Raw genomic sequence first — 13,034 nt, forward strand, 5'->3', positions numbered from 1 at the left:
GCGGCTCCTGGGTTTCGTCTTCGCTGCCTAGTCTCGTGTCCTGGGGAGTCGCCGAGACCGCGCACCGGGGGGTGCGCGCGTGGGGGAAGCGGAGCCGGCGGGCCGGGGGGCCGTGCCGTCTCCGGGGGGTTGTGATCGCCGCCTGGGGTTGCGGCATGTCTGTGGGGGGCAGTTTGTTCACGTCCGTGCTGGTTTCCGCTATTTCTGTGGCGCTCTTCTGGATGGCCGCCTTCACGCTGTGGTGGCAGATGCACGCGTGGCGGACGCCCGAGACGCTCGCCTCGACGCGCTTCGACCGGCCCGACGGCGGCGGCCGGCTGGCCTTCTCGCTGCTGCTGCCGGCCCGCCACGAGCAGGCGGTGCTGGAACACACCATCGACCGGCTGCTCGAATCGAGCCACACCGACTACGAGATCATCGTCATCGTCGGCCACGACGACCCGGAGACCGCGGCGGTGGCCGGGCGGGCCGCCGCCCGCGCGCCCGAGCGCGTACGCGTCGTGGTCGACCACAACGCGACCAAGAACAAGCCGAAGGCCCTCAACACCGCCCTGCCGCACTGCCGGGGCGACATCGTGGGGGTCTTCGACGCCGAGGACCAGGTCCACCCCGAGCTGCTCACCCACGTCGACCACGCCTTCCGCGCCACCGGGGCGGACGTGGTGCAGGGCGGGGTGCAGCTCATCAACTTCCACTCCAGCTGGTACAGCCTGCGCAACTGCCTGGAGTACTTCTTCTGGTTCCGCTCGCGCCTGCACCTGCACGCGGAGAAGGGCTTCATCCCGCTGGGCGGCAACACGGTCTTCGTGCGCACCGGGGTGCTGCGGGAGGCCGGCGGCTGGGACCAGGACTGCCTGGCCGAGGACTGCGACCTCGGGGTGCGGCTGTCCTCGGTCGGCAAGAAGGTGGTCGTCGCGTACGACTCCGACATGGTCACGCGGGAGGAGACCCCCGGTTCGCTGATGAGCCTGCTCAAGCAGCGCACCCGCTGGAACCAGGGCTTCCTCCAGGTCTACCGGAAGAAGGACTGGCGGCAACTGCCCGGCCGGGGCCAGCGCTGGCTGGCCCGGTACACCCTGATGACGCCCTTCATGCAGGCCGCCTCCGGGGTGATCATCCCGGTGAACTTCGCCGTGGCCCTCTTCCTCGACGTGCCGGTCGGCGTCGCGATCATCACCTTCCTGCCCATGATCACGGCGATGGTGACCTTCGTCTTCGAGATCGTCGGGCTGCACGACTTCGGCCGCCAGTACGGCCTGCGCGTGCGCTTCGTGCACTACCTCAAGCTCATCGTGGGCGGCCCCTTCTACCAGGTGATGCTGGCGGGCGCCGCGATCCGTGCGGTCTGGCGCGAGCAGCGCGGCCGCAACGAGTGGGAGCTGACCAGCCACACCGGTGCCCACCTGACCTCCGCCACCCCGACCCGAGAGGACAGCCACCGGTGACCGCCACCCTGCCCACGGCCACTGATCCCCAGCCGGCCGGTACGGACGACGCCGCCACCGCCGCCGCCTGCGCACCGGCGCCGGCCACCGCCCACCTGCCCGTCCGGCCCCTGCCCGGCGGCCGGGGCGGCGGGCGGGGCGGCGGCCCCGGGGTGCGTCCGGCCGCGCCGGACCGTCCGGTGGTGCGCTTCCGCTCCTCCCGTCCGGACCTGCTGCTCTGCGGTGCGGTCCTGCTGGCGGTGGTCCTCGTACAGGGCTGGAACATCACGCACTTCCCGACCCTGAGCGACGACGAGGGCACCTACCTCGCCCAGGCGTGGGCCGTCCAGCAGGGCGACGGGCTGGCGCACTACACGTACTGGTACGACCACCCGCCGCTGGGCTGGATACAGATCGCCGGGCTGACGTACCTGCCGTCCCTGTTCGTGCCCGACTGGATGACGGTCGCGCCGATGCGCTTCTCGATGCTGGCCGTCTCCGCCGCGAGTGCGGTGCTGCTGTACGTCCTGGCGCGCCGGTTGTGGCTGCCGCGGTGGGCGGCGGGGCTGGCGATGGGGCTCTTCGGGCTGTCGCCGCTGTCCGTGGTGCTCCAGCGGGAGATCTTCCTCGACAACCTCGCCGTGATGTGGATGCTGCTGGCCTTCTGCCTCGCCGCGTCGCCCAGCCGGCACCTGTGGCACCACTTCGGCGCGGGGCTGGCGGCCGCCACCGCCGTCCTGACCAAGGAGACGATGCTGGTGGTGCTGCCGGCGCTGCTGGTGACGATGTGGCGCCACAGCCACCGGGACACCCGCAAGTTCGCCGTGACCGGGGCGGTCACCGCCTGTGCGCTGATAGGGCTCTCGTACCCGCTGTTCGCCCTGCTCAACGACGAGCTGCTGCCCGGCGCCGGGCACGTGTCCCTGATCGACGGCATCACGTACCAGATGAGCCGGCCCGGTTCCGGCTTCATCCTCGACCCCGGTTCCGGCTCGCACGGGGTGTTCCGGTCCTGGCTGTACTACGACACGGTCCTGCCGCTCGGCGGCCTGGCCGGCGCCGTCCTGCTGCTGGTCACCCACCGCTGGTCGGTGACCGCCCGCGCGCTGGCGGGGCCGGCCCTGGCGGCCGTGCTGCTGGCCGTGGTCGCGATGCGCCCCTCCGGCTACCTGCCGGCGATGTACGTGATCCAGGCGCTGCCCTTCCTCGCCCTGGTCCTCGCCGCCGCCGCGGCGAGCGTCACGCACGCGGTACTGCGCCGCCGGCGCGCGCCGGGGGAGCGCCGGGGGCTGGTGTACGCGCGCCGGGCGCTGGTCGGCGTACTCGCCGCGGCGGCCGCCGCGTACGTGCTGCCGCGCTGGTACGAGGGCGACCGCACGGCCCTGACGGCCGACGCCAACGCCCCGTACCGGCAGGCGGCGGCCTGGCTCGGCCGGGAGGTGGCCGACCCGGCGGGCACCCGCGTCCTCGTCGACGACGCGCTCTGGCTGGACGCCGTCCACCAGGGTTTCGCACCCGGGGACGGCGCCATCTGGTTCTACAAGGCGGACCTCGACCCGGCCGTCACCCGGACCCTCCCGCGGGGCTGGCGCGACATCGACTACGTGGTCTCCTCGCCCACCGTGCGTCGCGACGCGGCGGACCTGCCCACCGTGAAGGCTGCTCTGGAGCATTCGACCGCGGTCGCCGTCTTCGGTACGGGCGAGGACCGCATCGAGATCCGCCGCACCGACCGCGAGAGTGGGAGCTGAACCACCATGAGCGAGGACCTGTGGCCCCCGCACGCCCTGGATGATCCGGAGGCCGACGCTCCGTCAGCGGCCGCCGCCGGGACGGTCACCCTGGTCATCCCGACCTTCAACGAGTCCGCCAACGTGGGCGAGTTGCTCGCCCGGCTGCGGGCCGCGGTGCCGGACCGGCCGCCCCGCGAGGTCCTGTTCGTCGACGACTCCACCGACGACACCCCCGCCGTCATCGAGAAGGCGGCCGCGGACTGCCCCTTCCCGGTGTCCGTCCTGCACCGCCGGAGCCCGGACGGGGGCCTCGGCGGGGCCGTCGTCGAGGGGATCGCCCGGGCCGGCTCCGACTGGATCGTCGTCATGGACGCCGACCTCCAGCACCCGCCCCAGCTGGTCCCCGAACTCGTCGGCGAGGGCGAGCGCACCGGGGCCGACCTCGTCGTCGCCTCCCGCTACCTGCCCGGCGGCAGCCGGGCCGGGCTCGCCGGCGGCTACCGCGTCGCCGTCTCGCGCGGCGCGACCTGGCTGGCCAAGGGGCTCTTCCCGCGCGCCCTGCGCGGCGTCAGCGACCCGCTGAGCGGCTTCTTCGCGGTGCGGCGTACGGCCGTCACCGGTGCGGCGCTCCGCCCGCTCGGCTACAAGGTCCTGCTGGAGCTCGTCGTCCGCTGCCGTCCCGAGCGGCGCGCCGAGGTCCCCTTCGTCTTCCAGGACCGCTTCGCCGGGGAGTCGAAGTCCACCGCCCGCGAGGGGATGCGGTTCCTGACGCACCTGGCGGCCCTGCGCTCGGCCGGCCCCCTCGCCCGCATGATCGGCTTCGGGCTCATCGGGCTCTCCGGCTTCGCCCCCAACCTGCTGGCGCTCTGGCTGCTCACCCACGCCGGGATGCAGTACCTGGCCGCCGAGGTGCTCGCCAACCAGGCCGGGGTGGTCTGGAACTTCCTGCTCATCGAGACCCTGCTCTTCCGCGACCGGCGCCGCCACCGCCACTGGGCGGACCGCGTCGCCCGCTTCGCGCTCCTCGCCAACGCCGACCTGCTGCTGCGCATCCCGCTGATCGCGCTGTTCGTGGGCCGCTTCGGCCTCGGCGTGCTGCCCGCGACCGCGCTCGCGCTGGTCACCACCTTCGTGCTGCGCTTCGCCGCCACCGAAGCGCTCGTCTACCTGCCGCGCGGGCCGCGCGCGGCGCGCACCACCGGGAGTTGAGCGCCACCACCAGGAGCCGAGCCGCACCGAAAGGACCCGTGTATGCGAAGGAAGATCCGACGGAGGGCGGGGCGCCGGGCCGCCCTGGCCGCCGTCGGCGCGATGACCGCCTCCCTCCTCCTGACCACACCCCAGCAGGCCGCGGCCGGACCGCCCAACCTGCTCACCAACCCCGGCTTCGAGACGGCCGGCGCGGCCGGCTCCGACATGCCCTCCTGCTGGTCCAGGTCGGGCTGGGGCGACAACGACTTCACCTTCGCCACCGTCGCCGACGCGCACGGCGGCACCAAGGCCATGAAGGTCTCCCTCACCCGCCGCGTCAGCGGCGACCGCAAGGCCCTGGTCACGGAGAACGCCGCCTGCGCGCCGACCGTCGTCCCGGGGAAGCAGTACGACCTGTCCGCCTGGTACAAGTCGAACACCCCCGACGTGTCGGTGACCGTGTTCCGCCACGACACCACCGCCGGCTGGCAGTACTGGACCGACCTGCAGAACCCGCCGGTCAGCGCCGCGTGGGCGCGCACGGAGGTCCGTACGCCGGCCGTCCCCCCGAACACCGACAGGATCGCGTGGGGGCTGTCGGTCTACGGCGTGGGCACCCTCACCACCGACGACTACGCGGTGGAGGAGGTGGGCGCGGCTCCGCCCCAGCCGTCCTGCACGGGCACGGCCGAGCAGTGCGCCAAGGGCAAGTGGGAGGTGATGGCGGCCCAGAACCCGGTGCGCTCGATGCACGCCGTCGTCCTGAAGAACGGCAAGGTGCTGCTGATCGCGGGCTCGGGCAACGACATCGCCCAGTTCAACGCGGGGACCTTCACCTCCGCCGTCTACGACCCGGTGGCCGGCAGCGTCAAGACGATCCCGACGCCCGTGGACATGTTCTGTTCCGGGCACGTGCAGCTGGCGGACGGCCGGGTGCTGGTCATGAGCGGCAACAAGGGCTACCCGTCCGCCGACGGCACGATCGGCTACCAGGGCCTGAAGGACTCGTACGTCTTCGACCCGGCCACCGAGAAGTACACGAAGACCAACGACATGAACGGCGGCCACTGGTACCCGTCCGCCACGATCCTCGGCAACGGTGACGTGATCTCCTTCGGCGGGCTGAAGGAGGACTCCACGGGCAACGTCACCGCGGAGAAGTTCTCGGCGGCGCAGGGCAGGTGGCTGCCGATGAACGAGGTCAACCAGACCTGGTCGTACTGGGGCCTGTACCCGTCCATGATCCTCATGCAGGACGGCCGGCTCTTCTACTCCGGCAGCCACACCTTCGGCAACGGCACCGCCGGCTCGGGCGCCTCGGTCTACGACTACGACGCGAACACCATCACCGACGTGCCCGGACTGCGCAGGAAGGACGAGCGGGACGAGTCGGCCAGCGTCCTGCTGCCCCCGGCGCAGGACCAGCGGGTGCTGACGGTCGGCGGCGGCAACAACGAGAGCAACCCGGCGGCCAACCGGCTCACCGACGTCATCGACCTGAAGAAGCCGAGCCCCGCCTACACCGCCGGCCCCGACCTGCCCCAGGGCCTGGTCGACACCGGCGCCGGCAAGCGCCCGCAGACCGGCGCCGAGGGCAAGATGTACGTCTCCGCGGTGCTGCTGCCCGACGGGAAGGTGCTGGAGACCGGCGGAGGCCTGCACGACCGGGCCGACCCGGTCTTCGAGGCCTCGTTCTTCGACCCGGCGAGCAACACCTACCAGGCGGGCCTGGCCACCGACCCGATCCCGCGCACGTACCACTCCGGGGCGTTCCTGCTGCCCGACGGCAGGGTCATGTCCGTCGGGGACAACCCCGGCAACGGCACCTACAACCACGCGGTGTCGGTCTACACCCCGCCCTACCTGTTCAAGGGGCCGCGCCCGCAGCTCACCTCGGTGATCGACACCGAGTGGGTGTACGGGGACACGCAGCGGATCACCGTGAACCGGCCCATCGCCAAGGCGGAACTGATCCGCCCCGCGGCGGTCACCCACTCCTCCGACCCCAACCAGCGGTTCGTGGACCTGCCGATGACGGTGGTCGACGGCACCACCATCGACCTCAACGTCACCAGCAACCCCAACCTGGCGCCGCCCGGCTGGTACATGCTCTTCGGCGTCGACGCGAACGGCGTCCCGTCGGTGGCGACCTGGGTCCACCTGGGCGGAGCACCCGCCCTGGCGGCTGCCGCGCAGCAGCCCCGGCCCGCCCCGCACGAGCACGCCTTCGCCGACCGGCTCGCGGCGCCCAAGCCCAACCCGGCGCAGCGGGAGGCGGCCCCGGTCGCGCCCACGGTGGCCGGCTGCGACCGGCACTACGGGACGGCGGGCGTGTGCGTACCGGGCGCCTTCCCGGCGGAGGTGAAGAAGACGACGCAGGCCCGCTGCGCGTGGCTGGCCGCCCACCGGTTCCCGCAGCGGATGAAGGTCAACGGCAGCGACCCGCTGCGCCTTGACGCGGACGGCGACGGCTTCACCTGCTGAGCCGCAGGCCCGCCGGACCCCCCGCCGCCCGCACGGCGGGGGGTCCGGCTGCGTCCGTCGCCGGTCGACGCAGGCGGCGTTGACGGCGGCCCGGTCGAGCCGGGGTGCGGGGCAAGGGAATTGCACCCGTTTGACGGCCCGGCGTCCCGGCTCCCCGGCGGGCCGGGCTCCTACGCTGAGCGCTGAGTTTTCCGGCCTGTCCCGTTCTGGTCGAAAGGTTCCGCGCCCATGCCCGAGACCGCTCCGCCCGCCCCGCTCGCTCCGTCCGCCCCGATTGCCGCGCCGGCCGTGCGCCGCAGGTGTCTCGCCGTGCTCCTGGCCTGCGCCCTGCTCGGTCCGCCGGTCCTCGCCGGGCAGGCGCAGGCCGCCGACGACGTCGGGAGCATCAGGGAGTACGCCACGCCCACGGCCGGCAGCGGTCCGGTCGGCATCACCGCGGGCCCTGACGGGAACGTGTGGTTCACCGAGAACGCCACCGACAGGATCGGACGGATCACCCCGCGCGGCCGGATCGAGGAGTTCGCGCTGCCCCGCCCCGGCGGCTTCCCGGACGACATCACCGCGGGGCCCGACCGCCGGCTGTGGTTCAGCGAGCCCGGCGGCAACCGCATCGGGCGGATCACCACGTCCGGCAAGGTCACCGAGTTCCCGCTGCCGCAGCCCGACAGCTATCCGGTCGGCATCACCGCGGGGCCCGACGGCAACGTGTGGTTCGCCGAGAACGGTACCGGCCGCATCGGGCGGATCACCCCGCGCGGCAGGCTCACCGAGTTCCCGCTGCCCGCCGGCGAGGGGGCGCCGTACCGGATCGCCAACGGCCCGGACGGGAACCTGTGGTTCACCGAGCCCGCCACCAACCGGATCGGGAAGATCACCCCGTCGGGCAAGGTCACCGGGTACGCGCTGCCGGCGGCGGAGGGCGCCCCCTTCAACATCACCCCAGGCCCCGACGGGAACCTCTGGTTCACCGACCCGACCGCCAACGCGATCGGGCGGATCACCCGGCACGGCAAGGTCACGATGTTCGCGCTGCCCCGCGCCGACAGCGGCCCGGTCGGCATCACGGCGGGCCCGGACGGGAACCTGTGGTTCGCCGAGTCCAACGTCAACCGGATCGGGCGGATCACCCGGCACGGCGAGGTCACCGAGTACCCGCTGCCCGCGTCCGGCGCGGACCGCACGCCCTTCCACATCACCGCCGGCCCCGACGGCCACCTGTGGTTCACGGAGCTGACCGGCGACCGGATCGGGCGGATCACGTCCGGCGGTCGCGCTGCCGGCCCGCACGGCCACCGCTGACGAGACGTCACGGCCGGCACCGCCTCACGCGGCCGACGCGTCACGGCGCCGGGCGACGGCGTACCGGTTACGCGTGCCGGTACGCGGCCAGCGAGATGCCGACGTAGTGGGCCACGAAGGCCGCGAGCGTCAAGGAGTGGAAGACCTCGTGGAAGCCGAAGAAGCGGGGGGAGGGGTTGGGGCGCTTCATCCCGTAGATGACCCCTCCCGCGCTGTAGAGCAGACCGCCGACGATCACCAGCACCAGGACGGCGACGCCGCCGGTGCGCATGAAGTCGGGGAGGAAGAAGACAGCCGCCCATCCCATCGCGATGTAGCAGGGGGTGTAGAGCCAGCGCGGGGCACCGACCCAGAAGACCCGGAAGGCGATGCCGGCCGCGGCCGCGATCCACACCGCCCACAGCAGCGTCCTGCCGGTGGAGCCGGGCAGCAGCAGGACGGTCAGCGGGGTGTAGGTGCCCGCGATGATCAGGAAGATGTTGGCGTGGTCGAGCCGGCGCAGGACGGCTTCGCCGCGCGGGCCCCACGTACCGCGGTGGTAGACCGCGCTGACGCCGAAGAGCAGGCAGGCGGTGAGGACGTACACGCCGCAGGCCACCCGGGCCCGCGTCGAGTCGGTGAAGGCCATCAGCACCAGGCCGGCGACCACCACGGCGGGGAACATCCCGAGGTGCAGCCAGCCGCGCATGAGCGGCTTCTCCTCCAGGGCGGTCTCGGCCGCTTCCAGGGCCTGGACGACAGGGGAGGCCTCGGCGGCCGGGGCGGCGGCGGCGTCTGAAGTCATGGTCCACATGCTACCTACGGGCCCGTAGCTTTCCGCGGGCCCTCTTTACGGAAGATTGACGGACGTGGCGATGCTCACGTGAGAGGCCCCCTGGACATATGCGCACATCCACCGGATGATCAGATGAGTGCGGTCGGCACCGGATGAGCGGAGCGCGAAGCGTCCGGGTCGCAGCCCCCACGGGGCATACACCAAACAAACCCCTCAACAAGGAGCAATCGTGGCGCGCGACAACGCGGCTCCCACTTCCGTCCCGACGACCCACCGGGAGCTCGTCTCCTGGGTGGAGGAGATCGCAGCCCTGACCCAGCCGGACCGCATCGTCTGGTGCGACGGCTCCGAGGCCGAGTACGAGCGCCTGTGCGAGGAGCTCGTCGCGAAGGGCACGTTCAAGAAGCTCGACGAGACCAAGCGCCCGAACTCCTACTACGCCGCCTCCGACCCCTCCGACGTCGCGCGCGTCGAGGACCGCACCTTCATCTGCTCCGAGAAGGAGGAGGACGCCGGCCCGACCAACCACTGGAAGGCTCCTTCCGAGATGAAGGAGATCTTCGCGGGCGAGCAGGGCATCTTCCGCGGCTCCATGAAGGGCCGGACGATGTACGTCGTCCCCTTCTGCATGGGCCCCCTCGGCTCCGACCTCTCCGCGATCGGCGTCGAGATCACCGACTCCGCCTACGTCGCGGTCGCCATGCGCACCATGACCCGCATGGGCAAGGCCGTCCTCGACGAGCTCGGCACCGACGGCTTCTTCGTCAAGGCCGTCCACACCCTCGGCGCTCCGCTCGCCGAGGGCCAGGACGACGTGCCGTGGCCGTGCAACACCACCAAGTACATCTCGCACTTCCCCGAGACCCGCGAGATCTGGTCCTTCGGCTCCGGCTACGGCGGCAACGCCCTGCTCGGCAAGAAGTGCTACGCGCTGCGCATCGCCTCCGTCATGGCGCGCGACGAGGGCTGGCTCGCGGAGCACATGCTGATCCTCAAGCTCACCCCGCCGCAGGGCGAGGGCGAGGCCAAGTACGTCGCCGCCGCGTTCCCGAGCGCCTGCGGCAAGACCAACCTGGCGATGCTCGAACCGACCATCCCCGGCTGGACGGTCGAGACCATCGGCGACGACATCGCCTGGATGCGCTTCGGCGAGGACGGCCGCCTCTACGCGATCAACCCCGAGGCCGGCTTCTTCGGCGTCGCCCCCGGCACCGGCGAGCACACCAACGCCAACGCCATGAAGACGATGTACGCCAACACCGTCTTCACCAACGTCGCGCTCACCCCCGACGGCGGCGACGTGTGGTGGGAGGGCATGACCGAGGAGCCCCCGGCCGAGCTCATCGACTGGAAGGGCAACGCCTGGACCCCGGAGTCCGGGACCCCGGCGGCCCACCCGAACGCCCGCTTCGCGGTCCCGGCCGCGCAGTGCCCGACGATCGCCCCCGAGTGGGAGGACCCCAAGGGCGTCCCCGTCTCCGCGATCCTCTTCGGCGGCCGCCGCGCCTCCGCGGTGCCGCTGGTCACCGAGTCCTTCGACTGGAACCACGGCGTCTTCATCGGCTCGAACATCGCCTCCGAGAAGACCGCCGCCGCCGAGGGCAAGGTCGGCGAACTGCGCCGCGACCCCTTCGCGATGCTGCCCTTCTGCGGCTACAACATGGGCGACTACATGGCCCACTGGGTCAAGGTCGCGGCCGACAAGGACCAGGCCAAGCTCCCGAAGATCTACTACGTCAACTGGTTCCGCAAGAACGACGCGGGCAAGTTCGTGTGGCCCGGCTTCGGCGAGAACAGCCGCGTCCTGAAGTGGATCGTCGGCCGCCTCGACGGCACCGCCGAGGGCGTCGAGACCCCCATCGGCGTCCTGCCGACCAAGGCCGCCCTGGACCTCGACGGCCTCGACATCGCCGACGAGGACCTCGACTTCCTCCTCACCGTCGACAAGGAGGTCTGGCGCGAGGAGGCCGCCCTGGTCCCCGAGCACCTGAACACCTACGGCGACCACACCCCCAAGGAGCTGTGGGACCAGTACCACGCGCTCGTCGAGCGCCTGGGCTGACCGCCTGACCGGCCGGCCGCCCGCCCGGCGACCGGCCCGCCCTGGCACGACAGGGCACACGAACGTGGGAGTCCCCGACCAAGGTGCTCCCGCCGCTGTGGGAATCCCCGACCAGGGCTTTCCACCGCAGCACACGCCTGACCGACGACCGGCCACTGTCCCGGCCGCCGTCCGTCCCATGGGCCGTGTGCGTCTGCTGACGGCGGACCTCCCTGTCCTGGAGGTCCGCCGTCAGGCTTTCCGCTTCGAAATGCCGTGCGGGTTCGGCGGTGCTGGTGGGAGGGGGCGGGCGGCGGCAGGATCGGGGCATGGCAGGGAAATGGCAGGGCTGGGTGGTGGGGATGGTCGGCCTGTCGTGCCTGTTGGTGTTCGCCCCGCTGGGGCTGTACGTGTGGGCCGGCGGCGGCCCCTCCTCCGGCCCGGCGGCGGCGCCGCCGCAGGTGCGGGTCACCGGGTGCCGGATCGACCGGCCGAGCCGGCGGGCGGTGGCGGTGCTGGAGGCGCGCGGCGAGGGTTCGTACGTGGCCACGGTCGGGTTCCGCGACCGGCGGCCGTCGGCTCCGGACGCCCGCGAGGCCCGGGTGCTGGTCCGGCTGCCGGGCCTGAGCCCTGACGCCCCGCCGGCCCGCACGGAGGCCGTCGGCCCGGTGTGGGCGGCGGGGGCCGGGGTGTGGTGCGGGGTCGAGGGAGTGGAGGGCGCGGGCTGAGGGGCGTCCGGGGGCTCGTGTGCGCGCCCCGGTCAGCAGGTCGAGTGGAACAGGCCCCCGACCGGTTCGGCGGCCCGTGCCAGCCGGTTGTAGAGGCCGACGGCGGCCTCGGTGTCCACGACGTGCACGGTGACGTCCGCTTCGTGCAGGAGCCGCAGGGCCTCCGGTGTCGTCTTCAGGCGGCGGTCCATGCCCTGGCTGAGGACGACGACCGTGCAGCCGTGGTCGAGGAGTTCCCGTACGTCCCCGGGCCGGATGCCCGGGTCGTGCCGGGTGCCGTGCCTGTTCCAGTCCCAGGGGTGCCCGCCCCCCGGATACAGCACGAAGTCCTTCGCGGGGGCGAGCCGTTCGGCCTCCATCTCCCCCCACGAGAGGTGCGTGATCAGCGGCGATCCGTTCATCAGGCCGTCCTCCACGGGCGGAGCTTCTCCGGGTTGCGGACCGCCCAGATGCTGGCGATGCGGCCGTCCGTGAGGCCGAACGCCGCGACGGTCATGGTCACGCCGGCGTGCTGGGCGACCAGGCCCGGCCGGCCGTTGACCGTCCGCTCCAGGAGCGTCAGCCCGGGGGCCCTGTCGGCGAGGTGGACCAGGTACTGGGCGATGCGGTCGCCGCCCTCGACGGGGCGCAGGGCCGCGCCGACCAGCCCGCCGCCGTCGGCGGTCATCGTGGCGTCGGGGTCGAGGAGGCCGACGAGCGCCTTGATGTCCTTGGCCTCCCACGCCTCCTTGAAGTCCCGCAGCAGAGCCGCCTGTTCGGCCGCGGGCGGCCTCTGCGCGGGGCGGGTGCGCCGACGGGCCGAGGAGGCCAGCTGCCGGCAGGCCGCCGGTGTCCGGCCGACGATCCGGGAGATCTCGTCGAAGGGGTACCGGAAGACGTCGTGCAGGACGAACGCCACGCGCTCCGCCGGGGTCATCGACTCCAGGACGACGAGGAAGGCCATGTCCACCGACTCGTCCAGGGTGACGCGGTCGGCGGGATCGGCCGTGCCGGCCCACTCCGCGGGGTCGGGCAGCGGCTCGGGCACCCATGCGCCGACGTAACGCTCGCGCCTGACCCGCGCCGAGCCGAGCACGTCCAGGCAGATCCGTCCGGCCACCGTCGTCAGCCAGGCGCCGGGCGACTCGACGGCCTCCCGCTGCCGTCGCGACATCGCGTACCAGCGGGTGTAGGCCTCCTGTACGGCGTCCTCGGCCTCGGCCAGCGAACCGAGCAGCCGGTAGGCGATGTTGAGCAGCCGGCGCCGTTCGCCGAAGACGACCTGCTCGGCCGGTGTGCTCATGGCGGTCTCACATTTCACGGGCCTGCGTCGTCGGACTGTCGAGACAGTACCGATCAACTGCCGTACGGCAGAAGAGG

10 protein-coding genes are annotated in these 13,034 nt (G+C 72.4%); 7 read left to right on the top strand and 3 right to left on the bottom strand.

Annotation, left to right across the window (positions count from 1 at the left end; all coding sequences use genetic code 11):
• The first annotated feature begins 173 nt into the window (after positions 1 to 173).
• From ACZ501_RS07180 to ACZ501_RS07200, 5 genes are all read left to right on the top strand, one after another.
• Complete coding sequence (locus tag ACZ501_RS07180; protein WP_468793172.1) at positions 174 to 1,445, top strand: glycosyltransferase; 1,272 nt, start codon at positions 174 to 176, stop codon at positions 1,443 to 1,445.
• Positions 1,442 to 3,175: an ArnT family glycosyltransferase gene (locus ACZ501_RS07185; protein WP_468793173.1), complete on the top strand. Its 1,734-nt coding sequence runs from the start codon at positions 1,442 to 1,444 to the stop codon at positions 3,173 to 3,175. The genes ACZ501_RS07180 and ACZ501_RS07185 overlap by 4 nt, the downstream gene beginning before the upstream one ends.
• Positions 3,176 to 3,181: 6 nt before the next feature.
• Positions 3,182 to 4,366, top strand: coding sequence for a glycosyltransferase (locus ACZ501_RS07190; RefSeq protein WP_468793175.1), 1,185 nt, complete (start codon positions 3,182 to 3,184; stop codon positions 4,364 to 4,366).
• Positions 4,367 to 4,408: 42 nt separating this feature from the next.
• Positions 4,409 to 6,832, top strand: coding sequence for a galactose oxidase-like domain-containing protein (locus ACZ501_RS07195; protein WP_468793176.1), 2,424 nt, complete (start codon positions 4,409 to 4,411; stop codon positions 6,830 to 6,832).
• Positions 6,833 to 7,060: 228 nt separating this feature from the next.
• Positions 7,061 to 8,131, top strand: a complete 1,071-nt coding sequence (locus ACZ501_RS07200; RefSeq protein WP_468793179.1) for a Vgb family protein — start codon at positions 7,061 to 7,063, stop codon at positions 8,129 to 8,131.
• Positions 8,132 to 8,198: 67 nt separating this feature from the next.
• Here the strand turns inward: ACZ501_RS07200 and trhA are convergent, their stop codons facing one another.
• Positions 8,199 to 8,915 (bottom strand): PAQR family membrane homeostasis protein TrhA, encoded by a 717-nt coding sequence (gene trhA / locus ACZ501_RS07205; protein WP_468793181.1) that lies wholly within the window; start codon positions 8,913 to 8,915, stop codon positions 8,199 to 8,201.
• 220 nt (positions 8,916 to 9,135) lie between these two features.
• Here trhA and ACZ501_RS07210 point away from each other — a divergent pair, with 220 nt between their 5' ends.
• Both ACZ501_RS07210 and ACZ501_RS07215 read left to right on the top strand, forming a co-directional pair.
• On the top strand, positions 9,136 to 10,968 hold the full coding sequence (locus tag ACZ501_RS07210) for a phosphoenolpyruvate carboxykinase (GTP) (protein ID WP_361601919.1): 1,833 nt from the start codon (positions 9,136 to 9,138) through the stop codon (positions 10,966 to 10,968).
• Positions 10,969 to 11,276: 308 nt separating this feature from the next.
• Positions 11,277 to 11,675 (top strand): hypothetical protein, encoded by a 399-nt coding sequence (locus ACZ501_RS07215; protein ID WP_468793182.1) that lies wholly within the window; start codon positions 11,277 to 11,279, stop codon positions 11,673 to 11,675.
• 32 nt (positions 11,676 to 11,707) lie between these two features.
• Here ACZ501_RS07215 and ACZ501_RS07220 read toward each other — a convergent pair whose 3' ends face one another.
• Both ACZ501_RS07220 and sigJ read right to left on the bottom strand, forming a co-directional pair.
• The gene (locus tag ACZ501_RS07220; RefSeq protein ID WP_468793185.1) at positions 11,708 to 12,076 is read right to left on the bottom strand and encodes an Mth938-like domain-containing protein; all 369 of its coding nucleotides are present in this window, start codon (positions 12,074 to 12,076) and stop codon (positions 11,708 to 11,710) included.
• On the bottom strand, positions 12,076 to 12,957 hold the full coding sequence (gene sigJ, locus ACZ501_RS07225; protein ID WP_468793186.1) for an RNA polymerase sigma factor SigJ: 882 nt from the start codon (positions 12,955 to 12,957) through the stop codon (positions 12,076 to 12,078). The genes ACZ501_RS07220 and sigJ overlap by 1 nt, the downstream gene beginning before the upstream one ends.
• Between the last annotated feature and the right edge of the window lie 77 nt (positions 12,958 to 13,034).

It is taken from the genome of Streptomyces sp. NPDC034085 (assembly GCF_055575555.1).